The organism is Rudanella paleaurantiibacter (assembly GCF_009184635.1).
In the GTDB taxonomy this organism is placed as follows: Bacteria; Bacteroidota; Bacteroidia; order Cytophagales; family Spirosomataceae; genus Rudanella; species Rudanella paleaurantiibacter.
In genome coordinates this window covers 100,893-125,284 of sequence record NZ_WELI01000006.1, presented here as the reverse complement: position 1 = coordinate 125,284, position 24,392 = coordinate 100,893, and the positions used below count along the sequence as shown (strand labels likewise).

Below are 24,392 nucleotides of genomic sequence, written 5' to 3'. Positions count from 1 at the left end.
CTGAGCAGTGGGACGTTTTAGCTGGCTGATTGCGGCTAAAATCCTAACCGAAGCGTCGCGCCGGTCTCCGTCACAACCTTCCCCCCAGCCGTGTAGACCACTCGTTTGCTATTGCCCGCCGTGTTGGCTGGTATCGTAACCACATGCCGTATTTCGATCGGATCGGCGCTGGTTGGGATCCGACCACACGACCACACGGTGGGGTCAGTCCACGAGCCGGTTTTGAGGGTAAACATGCTTGAGCAACCATTACCGGTTGTGAAGGTACGTAAATCCGAAACCGTAGGCGTTGTTGAACCGGGGCAAAGCATGGTGAGCCACCACTCGTACGCGGTATTGGGCAACAGACCGGTCAGCGTGTGTGTCAGAATGGGGCCGGCACCGGAGAGGGAGCCGACGGTTATCGACGTAGGCGAACCAACAACCCGATACACCAAATCATACGTTCTATCCGTACCGGGTGTGTCAAAAGATAAGCTAACGTTTGTACCCGAAACCGAAGTGCTATATCTTTTAAACCAACAATCCGTATAGGCATATATAGAAGATGAAAAACCCGACGCGGCTGTAGCCGAACATGCCGCTTGAATCTGTATCTCATACTCCCGGTACGAAATCAGGCCTGTCAGGCTATACGGCGACGATGTAATCCCATTAATAACTGACCAGTTAGTGGTGTCAGAAAGGCGGTATCGAACCGTATAGCTAACATCAGCAAAGGCATTCCAGATGAGCCAAACCGACGTTGGTCCAGAGCTAAGCAGGTACGTTTCGGATGGCACACTACATTGAGGAGTAAACAGGCGAATATTCGAAAAGGACGAGGTACTATTATCGGGGCAAATGGTCTGAATTCGCCATTCATACACTTGGTTTTGTGTTAGCCCTGTCAACTGATAAAATGTACCCGTAACCGTTACTGTACTCCAGTTAGCTGTTCCCTGCGGCCGCCACTGCAATACATACGATACATCTCCCTGATAGTTCCAATAGAGTTTGGCACTGGATACAGACACCACTTCGCGCAAGCCAAATGGGGTCGGGCAATTCATGCCAAAAGTGCGCACAGGTGTATAGCTGGTTAGAACCGAGCCACAGCGAGCTGCCACCTGCCATTCGTACGAACGACCATATTGCACATTGTATAGGTAGTTAGTGCCCGCACAACAGGTTGTATAACTATTCCAGTTCGTTGTGCCCACTTCGCGCCATCGGACTGAATATCCCGACCCCCCCGAAGGGCCTGCCCAGCCAAGAACTACAAAGTTGGTTCCCATACCTACTTCTGTCGCGTTGGTGGGGGCGGCACAAGCCGTTGTTGTAAACGAACTTACCCCCGAATAATCAGAAAAGGACGTACTTCCACAGCGTGTTCGTACCCGCCACTCATACACGGTTCCCGGCTCCAGATTGGAGAGCCCATACTCAGAAATAGATGTCGTGACGGCATTGGGCCAGGTGGTTGTTCCAACAGGGCGCCATTGTAATTCATAGCCCTGGTTTACGTCGATATAGGCCCAGTCCAGATAGGCCGTACTGGCTCCTGGCGCACTGTACAACGTAAGTGCCGTAGGCACGGTACAGGCAAGCGTCGTAAACGGCACAGGGCTGGTGTAGGCCGTACCACACGCTAACCGAACCCGCCACTCATAGGCGGTTGATGGCGATAAGCCCGTGAGGTTCACGCTGCTGGCAACTACCGTGAGGGAGTTCGTCCAGCTGGGGCTACTTACCGCCCGATACTCTACTACGTAGGGTGTATTGGTTCCCCGGGTTTCCCAATACACCCATGCGGATACAACACTTCGGCTATTCAGGTAGGTGTACGATGGCGGGTTACAGTTGGTAGTAAACGATACCGGCGACGACCAACCCGACACGTTGCCATCGCTACAAACAAGTTGTAGTTGCACTTGATAGGTAGTATTAACGGTCAGGCCCGTCAGAGAGTACGACGAACTCGTTAGCGAGGTAATAGTTGTAGAGATCGGTGAACCGGCTACGCGCCAAATCAGGTTGTAACGGGTGTCGGGGCTCATATTAGGCCATTCGAGCCGGGCATTGTCGGGCCCAACCGACGGACCATACATATAAGGCGTGGAGCAACTTGTGAGCACATTGTATGAATTACTAAAGCCGCTTGTTTCAGATGTTGAACAAACGGCCCGCATACGCAACTCGTAGACAGTTGCATTGCTCAGGCCAGTTAGGGTATGGGGCGACGTGGTCAGGCCGGAAACCGACGAGAAGGGAGTTGCCGAGTTTCCTGATGCTCGCCACTGTAGCTCATAAGACACCGACGGAACAGCATTCCAGAATACTCTGAATGAGGTTGAGGTAACAAAGTCAAAATTAGAAATGGCGGGAGCGTAGCACCCGGTAGTAAACGAGCGGGGTGCTGTATAGGCCGAGGTTGCCCCGTCGGGGCAGATGCTCTGTATTCGCCATTCGTAGGCTTGCCCATTCTGCAAACCCGTCAGGTTATACTCGCTACAACAAATTGCGCTTAAACTGGTCCAGGTGGTTGTACCTACTGGCCGCCATTGCAGATTATAGGTCAGAGAGCTCCCATTGGACGCGCTCATATAATTCCACCGCAAACGGGCCTGTATTGGTGAGATGGATTCAGATTGACCAAACGGCACGGGGCAATTCATGGTAAAGGTACGCTCGGCCGACCAGGCCGACAGGCTTCCGTCGGCACAGATGGTCTGAAGGCGCCATTGGTACGTTTTTCCGAGTTGTAAACCACTCACGTAGTACGAAGAACAACAGTACGAGGTGGACTGGGTCCAGGTGGTAGCCGTACTTTCTTTCCATTGGATGAAATAATTTAAGCCGGCTACGTAAGGCCAACGCAACTCGATACTGGTAGCTGTTTGGCTGGCTTCGGTCAGGCTTACGGGAGCCACACACGGTGCCGACACAACCGCTGTTCCGCTGACGAGCAAACTACCACAGGCATTCGACCCATTGGCAACGGTAAAGGTGCTACTTCCCGGCACGGTAGCCGTAAATACATAGGGGCTGGTGGTTATCCCACCGAAATAACTCTGATACAGGCCATTCCGGCGATACTCAAAACTCCAGGGGCTTTGCCCGGTGAAACTCACCGATAAAGTAGCCGCCTGCCCAGCCGTGAGGGTTTGCGAGGTACTGGCCAACGTTGCGGTACCGCAAGTCACCGTCTGGAACGTGGCCGAGGAGCTCCAGACCGAGCTTTGACCGTTGCCACAGCGAGCCATCACCTGCCACTCATACATGCCCCCCGGCGTGAGGTTATTCAGATAGTAGGGCGCACCCGGCAAATTATCAACTACCGACCAGGCGGTAGCCCCCTGCACCCGCCAGCGTAACGCAAATAAACTGCCCGACGTAGCACTGCTCCAGCTCAGATTGGCCCCGCGGCTTAATAGACTCAGGCTCGTAAGGGCAGCGGGCTCGGGGCAATCGCAGGTAGCCGAAATACGCAGAGCCGTAGCTGGATTGTCGGTGATGGCCGGGCTCGACGATACCACTCGGACCCGGTACTCATTCCCCGGTGTCACGGTATTCGGAATCGTAACCGTAACCGAGCCTCCCGTTGATGAAGCCAACGATCCAATCACCAGGGGCGAGGAGCCAAACACACCGGCGGCATCGGAAAGTTGTACTGAAAATACATTTCCACCGCCAAATGACGCTGTAGTGGCAAAAGCTAAAGGCAAGGGCGTTGCCCCACAGGCCGGGTCGGTTAGCTGAGTGATTTGAACCCGGTTAGCCGGGTATATGGTCAGTACGTAATCTTCGGCTTCGCCATACGAATAGTTTGAGCAGGCATCGTATGGAAACGTCTCAAAGGCCACCAAAACCCGCATAGCCATAGCACCGGCTGTAACCGATGTCGGAATGGTCAGGCTGCCCGAAAAAGAACCCGCAACCGTAGTGGGGCTACCGTACAGCCGTTCGCTCCCTTCAAACGACCCGTTGCGGTTGAGATCAAGCCAAACCCCGATACCCTGTCTATATGAATTACTCAACAACGTGCCGCTAAACGAATACGGACGCCCGGCCACAACGGGGGCAGTAGGGGTGGTATGACTCCTGTACCCGTTGAGCGAGCAACCCGAGTTCTGGCTCATCAGAACATCGTTGAAGGTAAAACTATTCAGCCCATCCGAACTTGTACAGCCATTGGTAAACCCAGGCTTGCAAACACCCACCGTAACAAATGAAACCGGGGCGGCAAATGTCTGACTACCCGTTGGGGTGCATGAACTCCGAACCTGCCATTCATATTGCGTACCAGCGCGCAGGCCCGTCAGCGAATACGTAGGTGAAGACAACCCTTCTATCAATATCCAGCCGCCCAAACCAATTACGCGCCACACCAAATCGTAGCTACGACCTGCGCCCAGATTAGACCAGCTCAATGTGGCCGAGGTCTCGGTAATAGCCGATGTGGACAGCCCCGTTGGATTAGAACAAGCTGCTAAAAACGATTGACCAACATACGCCGAGGCTCCATTGGCGCATATACTCCGTACTTGCCACTGATACCCCGAACCAGCCGTGAGCCCTGTGAGTGTATACGATAAACCCGACAGGTTGGTTATTGTATTCCAGGTAGCCAACGACTGTGCTTTCCAGCGCACTTCGTACGAAAACGCATCACCACTACCCAGCCAGTTTAACTGAGCCGAGTTTTCGGTCAGACCATGGATAGCCAATGCAGTTGGTGCCTGACATACCGACGAAGCCACAAAAAGCGTATAGTCTTCGGTTTCACCGTAGGTAAGCCGGTCGCAGCTACCCGACATGAAATAGCCACGTGCCGACGCAATCCGCATTCCGATTGGCACGGCCGACAAGTTCGCGGGCACGGTCATGCTCACCGAAAATGTACCTGTGGCCAGACTGCCAACCAGCCGCTCAGAACTACTGTACTGACCATCGCGGTTAAGGTCGAGCCATACCGAAACGCCCGTTACGTACAAACTACCTAGCAACTGCCCCGTCAGGTAGGCCGTTTGCCCGGAGGTTATGGTCAGGCTTGGGCTGGCAAACTCATGATACGCATTCGGCGAACACCCCGAATTGGTGCTAAGTGGCTCTCCATTAACCATTACCGACTGAAAGCCATCACCCTGCACACAGCCTACGTCATACACCGGTACACATACCGTAGTAGAGGCCGTGTTTGTGCTCCCCACATTACTGTATGCGCCTGTAGTGGTATTCGAGGGGCGCACCCGATAGTAGTACGTGGAGTTCGCACTCGTTTTTGCATCGGTAAAAAACGTTACGTTAGGAGCCGTACCACCAATGGCTACAAAAGGCCCTGTTGCAGACGTAGCCCGTTCAACGAAAAAGCCCATTTCGTTGGCACTATTGTCTTGCCAGGTTATAACAACGTTTCGGGATGTGCCCAATACGGCCAGCAGATTGGTGGGGGCTGTTACGGCAGTGGGTGGGTAGTTGAGGCTGTAAGCCGTGTGCGTTTGCCGAAGGGCGAGCCCAGCCTCCATTCGGTCGTATTGCCCCGGAGTAAAATCGTGCGTACACGGAAAAAAGTACGACATGATGTTGGTAATCGAGGGCGAATACGTCATGCCGGTTGGGTCGGTGGCGGTACCGTTGTATTGTTGACAACCGTTGACATACGCTGTCGACGCTCCCGAACGGCCGTTCGGGTCAGCAGGCGTATCACACACCAGATCGCCCGCAGTGCTACAATTGGCTCCGGCTCCGCGGGTAACCAACTCCGGGTCTGTTCCGGTACTACCCTGAAACGTGTGATACAGATTGAAGGTATGCCCCAACTCGTGCGGAATAAGACGATTGCCGAGATCATTCTCGATCGAATTCAGGTTAGCCAAAATGAACTGACGGGTTGTAACTAACTGGTTTCCGGGAAAATAGGCATACCCTCCCAAACCACTCTGAGCGAAGGCGTTAACAAAGTACATATTCAGGGCATTTACCGCATCTCGTCCGTCGAGCAATGACTCGTTCGCACCGGAAAACGAGTTAAAGAGCGCGTCGTCGTCGATATAATCGGGCGATGTGCCAGCCAGATAAAACTGAATACCAACACCGTTGGTCATAAAGTAGCTGTTGGTCAGAGCAATTACATTGTTGAGCCGGGCGAGGTCGAACCCATCTTTACCAGTGGCATTCCGAAAAATATGCGGCCGAATCGGTACGTGCGTAATCCCGACAAAGGCCTTGTCGGATGACTTTTTGAGTTGAAAAGCCAACTTTGCCAGAGCATCGAGCTGACGGCGTTGCTCTAACGATAATTCGGGGGTTGCGCACAGAACCGAATCGCGCCGTAACGAATCGGAGCCGAGTCGCAAACGTTGTCCCATGGCTACCGTTGCCCAACCGATCAGCACCAGTATAGTGCAGAAACGCAAGAAAGTGGAAGACTTAAAGTAAATGGTGGGTAATCGTAAAGTCATAAATTGTTAGTTAAGAGTTAACCTCAAAACTATGCAAATATCTATAAGTCACCAATCAGCAACCCGAACTTTACATGACACGAAAGCTCTATAAATTTATACAGATCATACTCAGAAGTGAACTTGTACTGCTCCCTCTAACAAAGCAGCCATTTTTTGTATTATTACAGCAGATCATTGTACCCATTACGAAATATGCCTGCTGGCTATGAAAACACTACTCTTGTCAATTGGGCTACTCGGGGCTACACACCTCATAGGGCTGGCTCAGAAAGTAACCCCCGCCCCGGTTGGGGTGCAGCTGTATAGTTTCCGGAATCAATTTGCCAAAGACGTCCCCGGCACGATGGCCAAAGTCCGGGAGATGGGCTTTCGGGAGGTCGAACTGGCGGGCACCTACGGGCTATCGAACGCTGAATTCAAAAAACTGCTGGATCAGAACGGGCTGAAAGCTATCAGTACAGGAGCGGCCTTCGAACGGCTCGAAACCGATGTGCCGGGTATTATCCGGGAGGCTAAAGAGTTTGGGGCGCGGTACGTCTCGTGCGCCTGGATTCCGCACCCCGGCGACTCATTTACGCAGTTCGACGCCGACCGGGCCGTGGAGGTATTCAACACGGCGGGCAAACTACTGGCGCAAAATGGCCTTACGTTTTGCTACCACATTCACGGGTACGAGTTTCAGAAAAGAACCGACGGCAGCACCTACTTCGATTACCTGGCCAAAAACCTTGACCCCAAATACGTCAACTTCGAACTCGATGTGTTTTGGGCCAAAATGCCCGGCGAAGATCCGGTTGCCTTGCTCCAGAAATATCCCAAACGGTTTTTGCTGTCGCACCTGAAAGACCGCAAACCCGGCACCCCCGGTGCCCAAAACGGCCGGGCCGATGTGGAAACCAACGTAACGCTGGGACAGGGCGACATTGGCATTGCCGAATTTATGAAAGCCGCCCGCAAAGCCGGTGTCCGTCATCATTTCATCGAAGACGAATCATCGCGATCAATGGAGCAGGTGCCGCAGAGCGTCGCCTTTTTGCGGGAGAATAAATAAGGGAAGCAGGAAGGGGAGAAAGGAAAAAGGGGCAACGACACGCTTGAGCCCCTTTCCTCCCTTTTTATTGCACCGACTGCATCACCTGGGCGAAGTAAAAAACCCGCCCGCTGCCAATATCTTCAATCGACCAACCTTCACGCCGGGCTACCTCAAACAGTCGCTTCGAGACTTCGGACAGGTAGACGTTGTAGCCGCGCCGACGAAGAGCATTTTTTACCAGTACCGCCGTTGTACATCCCTGAGCCAGGATAAGCGTTGTGGCCGTCATACGCACGGCCTGCCGTGTGAGTTTTTGCTGGGTAATATTCACTTTTTCTGTTCGATTTATGAACAAAGAAAGCTCCCCCAGAACGTAACCTTTTTACGTACTCCCTTCCGGCGAAAACTTTTTTTTCGATGCATTCAGACTTTTTATTCACCCTTGCTTCTCCTCAGATGTTGCCGGGCTGACGGGCTCCTTTCCGGTCAGCTCAGCGAGTAGTTCGTGTACGTTGACCGTAGCAAAACTGCTGGCATAGTCCGACATGGCGTACGGTATTATCAGGTCATCGCCATTGATGAGCCCCCCGCAGCTATACACCACGTTGGGTACGTAGCCTTCCCGCTCGTTTTCGTCGGGGCTCAGAATAGGCTCTGTTGTACGGCCCAGTACTTTGCAGGGGTCGTTCAGGTCGAGCAGAAACGCCCCAATCGCATATTTCCGCATGGGCCCAACGCCATGACTCAGCACCAGCCACCCTTCTTCGGTTTCAATTGGCGACCCGCAATTGCCCAATTGCACATACTCCCACGGGTACGTTGGTTTCAGCAGTAGTTCTTTGGTTTGCCAGAAGTACAGATCGTCGGAAAACATGATATAGATGTTCTCGCCGTCCTGCCGCGAAATCATCACGTACTTCCCGTTGATTTTACGCGGAAAAAGGGCCATCCCCTTGTTCGACACTTCGGCCCCGTTGAGCGTACTGACCGTAAACGACAGAAAATCTTTTGTTTCGAGCAATTGCGGAAACGTAACCCGGCCGTTGTAGGCCGTATACGTGGCGTAGTACGTTACCTCACCGTTGTCGTCAACAAAACTGACAAAACGGGCATCCTCAATACCGTTCGTTTCGTTGGGCGACGACGGGAAAATACAGCGTTCATCGAGTTGCTGATCGTCGTCGAAGTGCAGCTTGTAGTTAGACCGGGCCAAGGCCAGAATGGCGCTCGAAATGGTTTCGTACTCGGCATTGTACCGATACTGCGTGGTCAGTCGTTTCGTGAAATCTTCCAGATCATCGAGCGTAAACTCATCGCCCATGGCCCCCATAATCCGCTCCGAAATGCTGTTGACCAGCCGCAACTCGTACAGCTTCCGCTCAAACTGTGCTTTGTTGAAATGCTGGTTCGGCTCAATTTCGGGCGAGGTCACATACCGCGAGGGTTTCCGCAGCACAATTTTACTTTTTTCGTCGATATACCCCATCCGAAACGAAATGGAAGACACGTGGCCCTCACCCGTAGCCCGTAAGCTGATAATGAACCGCTTATACCCAGGCGGCACATTGGTCTGGTCAGGATGCCAGATCATGGACGGGTTGAACAACGCGGCCGATTCGAGCGAATATTCCATCGTAAAATAGGCCCCCAAAAGCAGCTTTCGCTCGGTGGTGAGGGGCTCATCGGTAAGCAGGTTTCCTTTAATCTGCTCGAACCGTTTGAGCAGAAAACGCTCCAACCGATGGTGCCGATTGCCAAATTCACGAATGACCTCTTCCAGTTTGAGGGTCACCTCGTCTTCGGTCAGCGAACTAACACGGGCAACAATCTTCAGCGTCCGATTACTGCTTCCGAGGTCGAACGACCGGAACAATACGCGGGTGGGATCAGGCCGGAGCACAATTCCGGTGCGAGTGGCTTTAACGCTCATAATGTATAGAAACTACTTTGCCCTAAACGCAAAAAACAAGACGATATTGACGTCTTGTTTTTTTATCTATGGAGTAGCTCAACCGTTACGGATTGAGCAACGCGGTTAATGAGTTATCGAGTTGCCGGGCGCCCGCCCTCTCCCGGCCAGCGGCCTGAAGTTCGGTCAGTGCCAGCAGGTACGACAGGGTCGACTCGGCACCCTGGTTGAGGTTTACCCGGTCGGTATGCAGGCCATCGCAGCACCCACCCGTGCGCGTGTCGTAGAGCGGCAGGCCCAGGTCGTTATGCCCCGTAAACCAGCGGAAGATTCGAACAGCGCGGTTGTACCACATTTCGTCGCCCGTTTTGCGATAGGCTGCCAAACAGGCCGACACCATACTGTGCGACTCCAGCGGCTGCTGGTCGAAATAGGCGCGGGTCTCGCCTTTCACATAAAACCCGTTGGAGCCGATGGGCTGAAAATGACCCGTTTTGGGGGCCGTTTGCACCTTCACGAGCCAGCGCAGGGCTTTGAGTCCAATATCAGACAGTGCCGGTTCGTCGGCCAGGATCAGGGCATGAGCCAGCTTCGCGTTGTCGTAGCTGAGGGAGTTTTCAAACCAGGGCCACTCGTCTGTAGCCGTAGCGGCAAAACACCGGTTCAGCTTATCGAGCAATTGCTGCTGAATCGTTTTGGCCAGCCGGTCGTTGCGGAAACGTTTCTGATACTCATGGATACCCAGCAAGGTAAATGCCCAGGCCCGGGGCGAGGTCATGGCCGGAATCGTTGGCAAGGCCGACTCCATAATCCGCATGGCCCAAATGGTCAGATTAGGGTTGGTTGAGCGCCCCAAACAGGTGCCAACCGCCCAGATAGCCCGGCCGCTGCTATCGTCGGAGCCTACTTCTTCGAGCCACGTGCGGTCGTAACTCATAAAGTTGCGAAACTGCTGCTTATCGGCATTGTACGCGTGATTCAGAAAAGCCGAGTACGTATCCGTCAGCTGATGCAGGCGGGTGTCGTTGGCGTAGGCATCCGTCTGGGTTAGCATCAGGGTCAGAACTAGGGCCCGGGCCACATCGTCGGTGCAGTAGCCTTCTTCGTAAAAAGGCAGGTGATAGCGGGCGTGCTGAATGATGCCCGTCGAATCGCTCAGGCGAAACAGGTGGTCGAGCTTGAGCGTTGGCAACTGAAACGAGCCACTCACGCTTGTTTCGTACGGCAACTGGTTCGTGAAGGCGCGCATCCGTTCGTAGCGGGCTCGCGCAAAACTGTCGCCGTAAAGGCCAATAACCCGTTCCCAGGTCATCTCGCGCCCCAGCAGATACGCGCGCTTGCGCATGGAGTGCCGCATGGGCGAGTCAGTCAGCAGGTTGATAATCGCATCGGCCAGCGCCCCGGCGTCGTTGAACGGCACCAGCACACCCCGCCCGTCGGCCAGAAGTTCGCTTGCATGCCAGTAGGGCGTGGAAACCACAGCGCGGCCACCGCCAAACGCATACGAAAGCGTGCCTGAGGTAATCTGGGCTTCGTTGAGGTAAGGCGTCACGTAAATATCGGCAGCCCCGAGGTATTCGAGCAGGTCATGCTGCTCCACAAACTGGTTGTAGAACCGCACATGATCGCCCACACCCAGGTCTTCAGCCATTTGTTTGAGCTTATCGCGGTAAGCTTCACCCTCGTGCCGGATCAGGTGCGGGTGCGTGGCGCCGAGTACCATGTACACCGCATCGGGGAAGCGTTCCACAATCCGGGGCATCGCCTGAATCATGTTTTCAATTCCCTTGTTGGGCGACAACAGCCCGAAGGTCAGCAACGTACACTTCGACTCCATGCCGAACCGATCTTTGTAAAAATGCGGATCAACAAACGGATGGTCGGGAATACCGTGTGGAATCAGGTCGATTTTTTCGGCGGGGATGTCGTAGATGTTAATGAGAAAGTCGCGCCCCCGCTCCGACATACACACCACCCGTGCCGACAGGTCAGCAATACTTTTGAGCACCAGCATCTGCTCTTCGCTCGGGCTTTGCAGAATGGTGTGGAAGGTAGTCACAACCGGCATATTCAGGTTGCGCAATAGGGTCAGAATATAACTCCCGGCAGGGCCGCCGAAAATGCCGTACTCGTGCTGGAGACAGACAACCTCGGTGGTTTTGGAGTTAAGAAACTCAGCCGCCTTCCGATACGAATCCTGATCGTGCTGGTAAAACTCATAACGCACTTCTGAGGGATAGTCGTACCCTTCGAGCGTGTCGTTGACCGACACCACAATGGGTCTGGATTCGGGTATGAACGAAGCATACGATTGATACAGGTCGGCCGTAAACGTGGCGATTCCACACTGTCGGGGGAGATAATCGCCGATAAACGCTACGTTTTTGGGCGCGGCCGGCGCACCGGTGGGGTTCCACGGTTGGTTTGTATAATCGCTTGATTGCATTCCGTTGAGTCGTAAATAAGGCTTGAATACTAGAGATACTCTACTAACAATTAAGTATCTATAAGACCCAATTGTTTGCTATTGGGCGGCAAAGAATGGCAAATCTGAGCCAGAGGTACGCGGATGATTTCAATGGTCACGCGGATGACACAGATTGAACAGGTTGACGCGGATTTATGATTATTCGCGCACATCCACCCAATCCCCGTAATCCGCGTGTACCCATTCATCTGTGTGAATCCGCCAAATCCCTGTCATCCGCGTGCCAATTCATCCGAGCCAAATCCTGATAAAAGAAAAAAGCCAGGGCAAAGCCCCGGCCTTTTCGTGCGACACCAATATGAAATTAAAAAAAGGGTTTAGCGATCGTAGTTGGTATTCTGCGGATCGAAGTTGGTCCAGCCCGTGAGCCAGTTATCGGTACCGCTGAAAGCACCCCGGTAAGCAGCCGCCGTAAAGAACGAATCGGCCAGTTTACCACCCGTTGCGGCATTGCCCGCTACCAGCAATGCTGAGCTCGCAGGCGGCAGGAAGTTGGGCGCCGTCAGGTTAAACGACTGGGCGTTGAGCAGAGCCGCAATGTCCGACGAAGGGACAATGGCATTTCGCTTGGCTGGCGTGTTAAAGAACGTGGTGGCCACATCGTTGGTAATGGCGCCCACGCCCCGCACCGCCGTGAGCGAGTTAGCTACCGTAACAGCCTGTACATCGAGAGCCCCGCTGTTGGCGTTGGCCAGCGTGCCGGTCGCTGTCCCGTCGAGCCGCAACCCTTCGGGATAGCCAACAAATACTGAGTTGAACACACTAATGGCCGTGTTCCGGCGGAGGTGCATGGCCGACTGGTAAGCCCCGCTGCCACCTGTTCCAGAGGTCGATGCGTTGCTTGGCGTACCGTTGGTCACAAAGGCGCTGATATTGGCGAAAATAGGCTGCGTGAGCGGCAAACCGTTGTTAGGTGTCAGGGCAACCCCACCGGCGTTTTCGCCAGAGTTGAAATTATCCGATTCAAAGCAGTTTGACCCCGACTGGTCGGCTACCTGCGGGTCGCGCAGCGATACCCCGAACTGTACTTTACCCACGAAGCCCCAGTCCGTATCGAAATCATCGTCGAAACCCCGGTAGGCCACCAGATATTTTGCGTTAACCGTTCCGCCAAACCACTCGAATGAGTCGTCGCCACTGTACGACACCTGCACGTGGTCGATGGTTGTACCCGAACCTACACCGTAGAGTGTCAGGCCGTTGATTTCGCTATTCGGTTCGTTGGTCAGGGCAATGCCGCCAAACTCAATCCGTACATACCGGAGCGTGCCCGAGTTGTCGGCAGGCTCGTTGAGGGCGTTCAGCGCCCGACCAATACCCCCTTCGGCCTGTTGGCTCGCCGGGCGGTTATGTGGCGCTTTACCGATCAGGATAATACCGCCCCAATCGCCGTATTTCCGTGAACCAGCGGGCTTGTTCGAGGTGAACACAATGGGTTGCTGGGCCGTACCGGCTGCTTCCAGCTTGGCACCCTGCTCAACAATGAGGGTACCGCCCCGCTTTGCACCGGTGGGGTCATCATCAACACCACCGCCCTTGATCACCGTTCCCGGCTGAATGGTCAGCGTAGCGCCGGGGCTCACGTACACAAAGCCACGGAGCAGGTACACATTGTTGTTGGTCCAGGTGGTATTGGCCGAAATAGAGCCCGCCACCGAAACCACAGGTTTCGCACTGACTGTGAACACCGGGCCCTGAGCCGTAGCACCGTTGGCGGCTACTGTCACGGGCGATCCTGCATTGGCGGGGACCGTTACCACAAGTTGGGTCGATGTGGCCGTAAGCACTGTGGCCGGAACCGTACCAAACGTCACGGTATTGCTGGCAGGCGTGGTGCCGAAGTTGGTACCCGAGATGGTTACGGTTGTACCAGCCGGAGCCGACGTTGGGCTGATTCCGGTAACGCTGAGTATTGGCTCCGGGGTATCGTTATTGTCGCAGGCAGTCATCAGACCGAACAGAGCAAGCACGAGCAGACAAAGGCTACCCCACCGAAGAGAATGGTTCATAATCAGGCAATTTGGTTATTTATACACGCATCAGTTAGTAAGCTTGTTAGGGCACCACCGTGCGCCGACCGAAGGTGTACACCCCCGTCAGCGTGAAATACTGTCCCCGCCGGAACTGCCGGAACACCTGATCGGCACCGACCGTCTGCGAGGTCAGATCGCGACCGATCCGGCCATCGCCGTTGAAGTCCTGGGCAAAGCGAGTGGCTTGATTCAGGATATCCTGAATACCCAGCCGTACCTCCAGCTTTTGATTGAACGTCTTACTGATGTTCAGGTCAATAGCGTGCCGGGGTAGTTCATAAATGGTGGGGTTGTTGCGGGTTCCCACGGCAAAAATCCGGGGGCCATACACGTTGTACAGCACGTTCCACTGCAACCCACCGGCCGGTGCCTGGTAATACACGCCCGCATTGAACAGATACGGCGACTGATTGGCCAGCGGACGCTGACGGTCGGCCAGATCTTTGAGGGGCACATCGACCACGGTAGCCGTAGCATCCGGGGCCCGGACAAAGTCGCCCAGACTCACACGGCTGTTGATGAGCGAGCCGTTGGCCACCAGCTGAATATTTTGTAAAAACGCGCTCGACGAGTTGGCAAAGCCTTTCCGAACCTCTACCTCAACCCCGTAGTTGCGGGCCGATGGCGCGTTGATAAATGTGTAGTTGAAGCCATTACCGGTAGGCAGCAGAAAACTCTCAATGGGGTTGGTAAAGTGCTTGTAAAAGCCCGTTACCGACACCAGCTCGTTGGCCGAGGGGTAGAACTCCCACTTGGCGTCGATATTCTGAATAGTGGCCGTGGTCAGTTCGGTATTGCCCGTCACAACGGCCAGCAGATTAAAGTCGAAGTACTGGAAAGGGGCTAATTCGCGGAGTTCGGGCCGGTTTACGGTAGCGGAGTAAGCCAGCCGGAGGTTGTGCTTATCAGTCAGTTTGTGCGTCAGGTTAACGGATGGCAGCGGGCTGAAAATACCCCGGTTCACCAGTTTCTGTTCAACACCCCGCCGGTCAATTTGCAGGCCCTGCACGTTGTACTCAGCCCGCATACCGAGCGTCACGTTGGTTCGTGCCCCCAGGTTGAGGTCGCCACTCACGTAGGCGGCTCCGTAGGTGTTTTGCCCCCGGTACGAGTCCAGGTCCGAGGTGCCGTCTTGCAGCGAGAAGCCGCCCGGCTGCCCGTTTACGTTGGCTGGCGAGAAAATGGTTTCGATGGGCTGCTGCTGCACGATAACCCCGTCGGCCCCCGCCGATGCGCCCGGAATGCTGTTGTAGCCGTAGAACCGGGCCGAATACGTCCGCGATCGCTGTTCGGCATAGATACCTGCCCGCAAGTGACCCGGCTCCCGGTTAGTGGGGTTGCCGAGTGTCCGGTCGAAATTACCCACCAGCGAGAGCGTCTGCTCGTTGAGCTTAGAGTAAAAGCGGCCAACGTCGATTGGGTTCGGGGCCAGGGGCGTCACAAGGGTATAGGTGCCGTTTTCGCCACTGCCGAGCGGAGCCTGAAACCGGGCGCGCTTCCAATCGGGCTCCCAACGGCCCGAGTAGCCGTATCCGGCAATCCAGTTCAGCTTGGTCAGTTCATTCAGCTGGTGATCACCGGCCAGTTGCGTGGTGGCAATGGTGCGGTTTTCGAATCGCTGCGAGTAGCTGCGGATGTCGGTATTTGAGTCGAAGTTTTGCCCCTGACGCACCACCGTTTCCTGATTGCCTAACTGGTTGAAAAGCGTTTTCCATTCCAGCGTGAACACGGGCGAGAACCGCGCCGACCAGTTGTGCAACAAACCAAGCCGGGCTTGCCGGGCATAACTTACATCGTTGTACTGCTGATTAACGGCGTTAGCAACGGCCCCGTTTTCGTAAACCCGGAAATCAATGTCGGTGAGCTGATTGGTCAGACTGTAGTTCAGGCTCGTGAGGTTGCTTAGTTGCACATTACCCACGTCGAACCGGCGGCCGGTGTTCAGCGCAAACCGGAAGTCGGGCATTGCCGTTACGTTCTGAAGCCCCCATGAGTTGGGCAACAACCGCGCATAGGCCGCCCGTTGGGCCGAGCCCAGGGCGTTGAAATCGGCCGAGCGCGTAGGAAAACTCGTTGGAATCGTTTGGTTAGGCGACCACAGGCCGAGGGCGCTCAGGCCACCCCGCGAGTGGGTTTGTACGGCCTGTCCGGTTGTACCGGCGCGATAACCAAGGGTGAAACCTGCGTCGATGAAGTTGTTCGTAGGCCGACGTTTGGTGTAAATATTGACCACGCCACCGGCAAAATCGCCGGGTAGCGAAGCCGCACCCGACTTGTAGACAATCATCCGGTCGAGGATGTTGCTTGGAATAATATCGAACGAAAACGACCGGGTTTCGACCTCGGTCGAGGGGGCTATCACGTCGTTGATGAGCACGGCATTGTAGCGCGAGCCCAGCCCCCGGATCAGCACAAAGCGGTTATCGAGGATACTCACCCCCGGCACCCGCCGAATAGCAGCCGCGGCATCCCGATCCTGCGATTTCTGAATTTGCTGGGCCGAAATACCCACCGCGATGGGTTTCAGTTGCTTGATTTCGGTAATTACGGCAACCTCGGTATTGGTGGTCCGGCCTGCTTTTACCACAACCTCCTGCAGGTTTTTACCTTCTTCCTGCAATTCGGTGTCGATCTGCGTCGTGTTACCCGACTCAACCCGCACGTTCGGAATTTCGGAGGTCACGTAGGATACGTACGAGACAATCAGTTTGTGCGTAGTAGCCGACACGTTGGCAATGGTAAAATTGCCTTCAATGTCAGTAGCAGCGCCCATCGTAGTTCCGTCGATCCGAACGGTACAGCCGATCAGGGCCTCTTTCGTTTTGGCATCCTTCACCGATCCGCGAATGACGCCCGTTTGCGCCAGCGCGGCCGGAAGGCCGATTAGTGAGAAGAAGAAAACAAGTAGCGTTGCGCTTTTCATATTGGTATGTCGTAATTGACAGCGCAAAACTATCCCGTCAATATTACGCCAATATGAAGCCAGCGTTACCGATGGGTTATGTTTATCCCAAAGGCATTAGGCCAATGTTAACAAACTACCCACGAGGCCGCAGAGGAGCAGCAACCGAGACCCCAAAAGGGCTTATATGCATTCAGAAAGAGCTTTTTGGATGACCTTCCCGTAATATTCCGGTAACCTGACAGCTCTCCCCGACCGGGTCAAACGGACTCGTCAGATTGGGCTTTCGGTGTGTTTTCTCCGGTTTTCGGTCAGTCGATCCGGCCAAAACGATGGGCTTCCGTACCGGCTCCCGCTTCAACGCTGTATCCGTTTACGAACACATACCGGATTTGATCGCCTTGTTTGAGTAGAAACGTAGGCACCTGTCCCAACGCCAGTGGAGCCGCGGGCAACTCCCCCTCCGCCAGAATATGCACCGGCTCATTGGGCAACGCCCGGTACGGATCGGCAGGGTCTGTGCGGTTCACCCGAAACACCACTGTACCGGCTTGCCGCAGGGCAGTCAGGTTGAGGTTGGCCAGATCGGCCACCGACCCGAGTGTGTCGGGGTACACCCCGGCGGGCACCAGATCCAGACCAGTCGCGTCGATTTCGGTTAAGCCGTAAAACGTCGACAGGTCGCCGAGGTCTTCAATCGTGCTTTCGTACCGAAAATCGCGGGCACCGTCGGTGTTTTCTTCGTACTGATTCAACGCCACATCCATGATCGTCCGAACGCCATCGCGCACCACCCCCACGTTGCGAATCAGCACATCGAACAACAGCCGACCGTTTTCAGGAATAGCCACGTAATCAGCCGTTTGTTCGGCTGCGTAACTACCGGCTGCAATGGCGTTGAGTGCCGACAAAATGGCCACAAAATTCAGCTGCCGGATGGCCATTTTCTCAGTATCGCCTTTGTACCCACCCGACTCGATCAAGATGAGCGTAGTGCCCCACTTCTGAATATTATCACCAAAGGCCCGGGGCTCAAACTCGTCGTCGAACCGGGCAATCTGCCCCGGAATCAGCGGTTGCAACACCCGGTTTAGGCCCGCAATGAGCTGCATGGAGCGCAGCCGCACCTCGTTTATGGTACGGTCTTCGTCGTAGGCCGTTGCCAGAAACGACATCACGGCCTGCCGCCCCGAATGGCCCACACTGTAGCGCGGGTTCTGATCGTGCAGGTTGAATCCCACCAACGGCCGGAGCGTCTGTTGCAACGACTTCAGCAGCACCGACTCCGGCGATTGCAGCCGCAGGGCATCGCGGTTCATGTCGATATCGAGCGCCGTTCGGCGTTGCCAGCGTTCGGCCCCGTCGGGGTTGAGCATCGGCACGGCATGGAGGGTCAGCCGGGTCAGAAGATGTTGCCGGAGGGCATCAAACGCATCGCCCGAAGCAGTCAGGAAGTTGAACAGATCAAACAGGGCCATGGTAGCCGTAGCCTCGTCGCCATGCATCTGCGACCAAAGCAGTACCGGAATAGCCCCGGTTCCGGCCTGCACTTTCCGAATACAGCGTTTCTCCGTCGACTCGCCCACCGTTGTTATCGACAGCGGCCCCACTCCCGACAACCGATCCAGCAGGGGTTGAATATCGGCATGTTTGAAACGCCGGTGCGTAAACAACGGCTCCCGGAAAGCCGGGTACGCGTCGAACAATTGGCGGGCTAAAGCCACATCGGCAGTCAGGGCAGACGAAACAGACATAATCGAAGCAACAGCTAAAAGGCCAAAATTAGCCGTTTGGGACTATACATACAGAATTCCGCGCGATTGCTTCCCGAAACATTCGGGCAGGCATTGCGCTTTTGTTAACAATTTGGTAACATTGACATAACATTTGCGTAATCTGGCCCCGGCCCCAAACCGAACGTACCATGAACCGACTGCTGCTCTTCTCGCTGATTCTCACGACAGGCTCACTCATGGCAAAGCCTCGTGAAATCAAACGCCCGGCCGCCCAACCGGCTGAACTGACGCAACAGGTGGCCTCGTACGTGACGTACCCGGCCGTACTGGGCGAGCGCAACCGCGAGGGAATTGTGGTGGTTACGTTTAGCGTCAGCGAAGAGCAGCGGGTGGCCAAATTACAGGTACATTCGGCCAATCAGCAGCTCAACGATGATATTACGCGGCAACTGGTGGGCAAAAAAATCCGGTTGGCCGACCCCAATCCGTTCGAAACATACACCGTCCGATTGAGGTTTGTGAGGTAACTCACCTCTCATTCATGACACAACCCCTTTCGGTCGTCTGGCTTCGGCGCGACCTGCGGCTGCACAACAACGCGGCTTTATACCACGCCCTCACATCGGGGCGGCCCGTGCTTCCCGTATTTATTTTTGATCGTACCATTCTGGATGCCCTCGACGACCGGCAAGACCGGCGGGTGGAGTTCATTCATCAGCAAATTGAGGAACTTCAAACCCAATTGGCCCGTATGGGATCGGGCATGGTGGTTCGGTACGGCACTCCACTGGACGTTTGGCAGGAGCTATTACAGGAATACCCCATTGAGGAGGTATTTACCAATCATGATTACGAAGTCTACGCCAAAGAGCGCGATGCTCAGGTAGCGGGCCTGCTCGCCGAAGCAGGTATTCCGTTCACCGCATCGAAAGATACCGCCATTTTCGATCACGACGAGGTACTGACCGGAGGCCAAACGCCCTATACTGTGTTTACTCCCTACAGCCGCCGGTGGCACGATAAACTGAACGATTTCTACCTGAAATCGTACCCTACCGAAACGTATTTCCACCATTTCCTGAAGGTACCCAACCGGATGCCGGTGCCCACACTGGCCCAAATGAATTTTGCCCCGCTGGGCGAATCGTTTCCGGCCATGACCGTGTCGGACTCCCTGCTCCAGCATTACAAAGATACCCGCGACTTACCCGCCAAACCCGGCACCAGCGAACTAAGCATTCACCTGCGGTTTGGCACCATCAGCATTCGCGATTTGGCGCGGCAAGCCCGTGAGAGCGGCTCCGCCACTTTTCTGAACGAGCTGTGCTGGCGCGACTTTTATTTTCAGGTGCTGCACCATTTCCCACATGTAGAGAAACACTCGTTCCGGCGCGAATACGACCATATTGCCTGGCGAAACAACGAAGAAGAGTTTGATAAATGGTGCCGGGGCGAAACCGGCTACCCACTCGTAGATGCGGGTATGCGCCAACTCAACACCATTGGCTGGATGCACAACCGGGTACGGATGGTTACGGCCAGCTTTTTGTGTAAGCATCTGCTCATCGACTGGCGGTGGGGCGAGGCTTATTTTGCCCGCAAACTCCGCGACTACGACCTCTCGGCCAACAATGGGGGCTGGCAGTGGGCCGCCGGTTCAGGCACCGACGCTGCCCCTTACTTCCGGGTCTTCAACCCCACGGCGCAAGCCGAAAAATTCGACCCCAAAGGCGAGTACATCCGAAAATGGGTCCCCGAATTCAACAGCCTGCGCTACGCCCGGCCTATGGTCGATCATGCCATGGCCCGGCAACGAGCCATTGACACCTATAAACGGGGATTGAAAAAAGAGGAAAAGGAATAGAGGGAAAAAGGATGAAAGGAGAAAGGAGGAAAGGGTCAAAGTGAGAACGCTTGCGTTCCTTTCCTCCTTCCTCCCTTCTCCTTTCACCCTCTTTTATTGCACCTTCCAGCTCACTTCCCAGTCGGGCTGAGGGGCTTTGGGAACGGCTATACCTGCTAAGCCCGTGCGGGGGTTCATGGCCAGCAACGTTACGGGAACCACCGCGTTCGATACCGACGATACAAGTTTGGTGGCCCGTAGGTAAACCATACCGCGCGCATCCACATCGTCGACGAGGGCGTAGAGCACATCGCCCGCCCGGAATTCGTCTTCACCAATCGTTATATCCTGCGTTAATTTAAACGACCACCGCTCGCCCAGTTTAGACTTGCCAGCTTTGAGCAACCGGGCCGACACATCGCCGGAGAAACTGCCCCCCTCGGCGGGTGTGTTGGAGGCAAGCAATCGCACCAAAACACTATCCATCACCACCGATTCAGGGCGGTTGCCAACTGCCATAAACGGATCGTTACCCACGGGGGTACCGGTCAGCTCGGGCTCGGTGTCGCGGAGCCAGCCCATCTCGCGGGCCTGCGCCCGTTCGCGCTCGTAAGGGTTACCAATCGACGCCATCAGGCCGCTATCGGCCATACCTGCGTAGTAATTGGCCCGGTTGAACAACTCTTTCATAGCCAGAATCCGGTACAGATAATACCCGGTTTCTTCGTTCAAGGTCAGAGCATAGTAATCGCGGTGGCCCGCCCGACGCATTTTGTTCTGAAGCATTCCGATGCCGCCATTGTAGGCAGCCGCCACGAGTGTCCAGGAACCCAGTTTATTGTACAGGAACTTGATGTAACGAGCCGCAGCCTCGGTCGATTTCCGCAGGTCTTTGCGCTCATCTACGGGTCCGTTGATTTTCAGACCCATGTCTTTGGCGGTTTCGTCCATAAACTGCCAGTACCCCACCGCGCCCGCCGTCGATACGGCATCGGCTTTCCAGTTGCTCTCGATCAGGGGCAGGTACTTAAAATCGTTGGGGACTTTATGACGGGCCAGAATCGGCTCAATAATGGCAAAGTAAGGAGCCGAGCGTTGTTTCAGGCCATTTACGTGCCGCAGGTATCCCCCGCTACTCGCCAGCGTGACGGCCAGCTTCATCGAAACATCAGCCTGCTCGGTTGGTACCATCTCACCGCTGAAATGCATACGTCCGGCCGGGGTTGGAGTAGAGCGTACTCGCTGGGCCTGAACTGTCGAAAATGCAAAAACAAGTCCCAGAAGAATACTCGTTGACAGCCAGTTATAAATTTCTTTACTGCGTTTTATCACAAGCGATCCGTTTGGTTGACTATAGACCCAACGAAAACAACCCGCTTTCCGGTATAGTTCGGTCCGTTGGCGCCGTAGCCTAAATGAACCGCCCATACGGCCCAACCTATAGGATTTTCCAGGTCGAAATCCAGCCCGCTTTTACCTGTTCCATATCGGGCAGGCTAATCCCAATTCGGCCCGTCGACGCATCCACGGCCGATAAACCGAGGGTGTACGTCTGCCGATTCTCGAGCGAAAACAGTTTGTCGGCCCGCAGGAAAACTTTATTTGTTTTCGGGTCAATATCTTCCACGATAGCATACAAAATATCACCCTGATCCACGGGTCGGCCGTCGGCCATACCGTCGCGGGTTAGGTGAAACACCCAGATTTGGCCACGCTGCAAGGTACCAGCCTCCGCCAGCCGGGCTTTTATGCCCCCCCGAAACACATCGGCCGCATTAGGCAAAGGTAAATCCTGCTGCCGGTTGGCAGGGGCAGCCTGCTTGGCTCCCATCGACTCGGCCACGGCAGTCCGCGTCACATCAGTTATGAACGATTCTGTAATCAGCTCCTGCTCGGGTACGCTTTCCGGCCCTACGTTGGGCAACGGTTCGCTCAGGGTGCGCCATACCTGCGGGGGCAGCACCAGCCGGTAGCACTGATAATTCCCAAAAAGCTCTTTAAACGCCAGAATTCGGTAGAGGTATTTGCCCGTTTCGGCATTGAGCCGGAGGTAGTAATAATCCCGTTCGCCCTGCCGCCGGATGCTTGCCAGCAGATTTCCAATACCGTTGTTGTAGGCAGCGGCTGCCAGTGTCCACGACCCTAGCCGGTTGTAGAGATACCGTAAATAGCGGCAGGCCGCGTCGGTCGACTTCAGGAGGTGCTGCCGTTCGTCGTTTGAGCCACGCACGGTAAGCCCCAGCTCGCGGGCCGTAGCAGGCATGAGTTGCCAATAGCCCATAGCTCCCGCTGGCGACACGGCCCGGCTCCGCAGGGCACTCTCTACTAAAGGCAGGTATTTGAAGTCGGCCGGGATTTTGTAGCGCTCAAGAATGGGCTCAATAAGCGGGAAAAACGTAGACGCCCGTTGCCGGATGGTGTAGAGCGTCCGGTTGTAATTGGTGTTTTGCACCAGGGCCGATACCAACCGGCGGGCCACAGCCTCTTCATGCACCGGTACAGCTTCACCACAAAAATAGACGGGCGGCAAGTTCGCCCAGCCCGATTTATCGTCCAGCGACACCGTGGAGCGCCCTGCCACATCGGTACCTGCATACACAAGCCGCATACCGGTCACACAGACCAGTATCAACACCACTATCCATCGTCTCATCGTTACGGCAGATCCTTTTTCTTTTTATGGATTAAGGTTACTCTACCGATTTAGACGACAAAATAGACTACCCGTAACCGCATCGGGCACGGCCCACTTCCCTGCAAACACAAAAAACACGCAGTAGACGCGGGAATGGCCCTTTTCAGACGGATTTAAATTCCGTTAAGAGTGCCAGATGCGTTAACTGCGTGCTTTGGTAACGTGCCGAATGGCTTAAATCCACTCCATTTCATGCACCGGCCGCAAGCCTTCTCCCTCCTGATATTGCAGGTATCGGGGCCGCCGGAACCGGATAGCCATAATGGCCAGAAGCCGGGTAATGGGGAATCGAGCCTGTTGCCCCTGTAGGTCGGTATCGGCCTCAGGGTACAGGGCCTGCGCCAGAATCCGCTCAAACTCCGAAGGCGATGCAAGCGACTTGTCGGGGCGCGGTCCCCAGGTCGGATTTACCGGTGCTCCACTGTCCATATCTGATTCGAGCGGCTCCGGCTCCGTCGGGATCAGCTCATTACCATTCCGCGCCATATTGAGCGGAACAGGCTTGATAAACCGGGGGAGCGGCTTAGTAAGCCGGGCTACTGCCGATTTCGACAAGAGCAGTTCGTACTGTTTGGGGTTCGAGATCAGCTCTTTGTACGCCAGAATCCGAAACAGGTAATGGCTGGTTTCGCGGTGCAAGCTCAGCTTGAAATAGTTTTTCTGGCGCTGTTGCTGCATCCGCGACTGTACGTGTCCCAATCCTCCGTTGTAAGCTGCTGCTACCAGCGACCACGACCCCAGCTGACGGTACAATTGGTGCAGGTAATGGCAAACCGCTACGGTTGCTTTTCGGAGGTCATAACGTTCATCCACGTTGCCATCAACGCGCAGACCCAGTTCGCGGGCGGTTTCGGGCATGAGCTGCCAATAACCCGATGCCCCACGGGGCGACACACAGTCGTTGACCAGTTCGCTTTCGGCCAGCGGAAGGTACCGAAAATCACGGGGGATTCGGTACTTGCGGAGGATGGGGTCGATAATGGGGAAAAAGGAGGTAGCGCGCTGCCGTACATCGTACAAACAGTCATCTTTGCTACTAAACCCGCGCAGGGTTTGAATCCACCGACGCCAGACACCTGGCTGACCTACGGGCACTTCTTCTCCACAGAAATAAACCGGAAAAACCCGGTTTGCCGAGTCCACACTGAGCAGGGTTGGATTGTCCAGATTCCGGCCCGAAAATGAGGTACGCGATGTGTCGAATAAGGTGGCAGCAAGCTTGGTAGGTACCGCCCCAGCAACTGATTTCCCGGTTGCCAAAAGCAGTGTAATACTAATTTCCTTGATCAAAGCAGTCGTATTTGTTG

13 protein-coding genes are annotated in these 24,392 nt (G+C 55.0%); 3 read left to right on the top strand and 10 right to left on the bottom strand.

Annotation, left to right across the window (positions count from 1 at the left end):
* Positions 1-35: 35 nt before the first annotated feature.
* The gene (locus F5984_RS15670) at positions 36-6,443 is read right to left on the bottom strand and encodes a fibronectin type III domain-containing protein (RefSeq protein WP_152125195.1); all 6,408 of its coding nucleotides are present in this window, start codon (positions 6,441-6,443) and stop codon (positions 36-38) included.
* A gap of 208 nt (positions 6,444-6,651) precedes the next feature.
* Here F5984_RS15670 and F5984_RS15665 point away from each other — a divergent pair, with 208 nt between their 5' ends.
* Positions 6,652-7,497 carry a sugar phosphate isomerase/epimerase family protein gene (locus tag F5984_RS15665; protein WP_152125194.1) on the top strand — a complete coding sequence of 282 codons (846 nt, stop codon included), beginning with the start codon at positions 6,652-6,654 and terminating at the stop codon, positions 7,495-7,497.
* Positions 7,498-7,561: 64 nt separating this feature from the next.
* Here the strand turns inward: F5984_RS15665 and F5984_RS15660 are convergent, their stop codons facing one another.
* The 6 genes from F5984_RS15660 to F5984_RS15635 all read right to left on the bottom strand — a co-directional run bounded on the left by F5984_RS15660 (position 7,562) and on the right by F5984_RS15635 (position 18,565).
* Positions 7,562-7,810 (bottom strand): hypothetical protein, encoded by a 249-nt coding sequence (locus F5984_RS15660; protein ID WP_019988658.1) that lies wholly within the window; start codon positions 7,808-7,810, stop codon positions 7,562-7,564.
* A 105-nt stretch (positions 7,811-7,915) separates the two neighbouring features.
* Positions 7,916-9,409 carry a glycoside hydrolase family 130 protein gene (locus F5984_RS15655; protein WP_152125193.1) on the bottom strand — a complete coding sequence of 498 codons (1,494 nt, stop codon included), beginning with the start codon at positions 9,407-9,409 and terminating at the stop codon, positions 7,916-7,918.
* A gap of 85 nt (positions 9,410-9,494) precedes the next feature.
* Positions 9,495-11,834, bottom strand: a complete 2,340-nt coding sequence (locus F5984_RS15650) for a glycosyltransferase family 4 protein (protein ID WP_152125192.1) — start codon at positions 11,832-11,834, stop codon at positions 9,495-9,497.
* 359 nt (positions 11,835-12,193) lie between these two features.
* Complete coding sequence (locus tag F5984_RS15645) at positions 12,194-13,885, bottom strand: IPT/TIG domain-containing protein (protein ID WP_152125191.1); 1,692 nt, start codon at positions 13,883-13,885, stop codon at positions 12,194-12,196.
* A 46-nt stretch (positions 13,886-13,931) separates the two neighbouring features.
* The gene (locus F5984_RS15640; RefSeq protein ID WP_152125190.1) at positions 13,932-16,832 is read right to left on the bottom strand and encodes a TonB-dependent receptor; all 2,901 of its coding nucleotides are present in this window, start codon (positions 16,830-16,832) and stop codon (positions 13,932-13,934) included.
* Between the two features lie 290 nt (positions 16,833-17,122).
* A complete protein-coding gene (locus F5984_RS15635; RefSeq protein ID WP_152125189.1) occupies positions 17,123-18,565 on the bottom strand; it encodes a M14 family zinc carboxypeptidase in 1,443 nt (480 codons plus the stop codon).
* A 170-nt stretch (positions 18,566-18,735) separates the two neighbouring features.
* Here F5984_RS15635 and F5984_RS15630 point away from each other — a divergent pair, with 170 nt between their 5' ends.
* Both F5984_RS15630 and F5984_RS15625 read left to right on the top strand, forming a co-directional pair.
* Entirely contained in the window at positions 18,736-19,074 is a 339-nt protein-coding gene (locus F5984_RS15630; protein ID WP_152125188.1) for a hypothetical protein, read from the top strand.
* A gap of 14 nt (positions 19,075-19,088) precedes the next feature.
* Positions 19,089-20,411 carry a cryptochrome/photolyase family protein gene (locus F5984_RS15625; protein ID WP_152125187.1) on the top strand — a complete coding sequence of 441 codons (1,323 nt, stop codon included), beginning with the start codon at positions 19,089-19,091 and terminating at the stop codon, positions 20,409-20,411.
* Positions 20,412-20,504: 93 nt separating this feature from the next.
* On the opposite strand, the gene F5984_RS15620 is transcribed toward F5984_RS15625, so the two are convergent.
* The 3 genes from F5984_RS15620 to F5984_RS15610 form a co-directional block, all read right to left on the bottom strand.
* Positions 20,505-21,599: a lytic transglycosylase domain-containing protein gene (locus tag F5984_RS15620; protein WP_185155528.1), complete on the bottom strand. Its 1,095-nt coding sequence runs from the start codon at positions 21,597-21,599 to the stop codon at positions 20,505-20,507.
* Positions 21,600-21,828: 229 nt separating this feature from the next.
* A complete protein-coding gene (locus tag F5984_RS15615; RefSeq protein ID WP_152125186.1) occupies positions 21,829-23,043 on the bottom strand; it encodes a lytic transglycosylase domain-containing protein in 1,215 nt (404 codons plus the stop codon).
* 216 nt (positions 23,044-23,259) lie between these two features.
* On the bottom strand, positions 23,260-24,375 hold the full coding sequence (locus F5984_RS15610; protein ID WP_152125185.1) for a lytic transglycosylase domain-containing protein: 1,116 nt from the start codon (positions 24,373-24,375) through the stop codon (positions 23,260-23,262).
* Between the last annotated feature and the right edge of the window lie 17 nt (positions 24,376-24,392).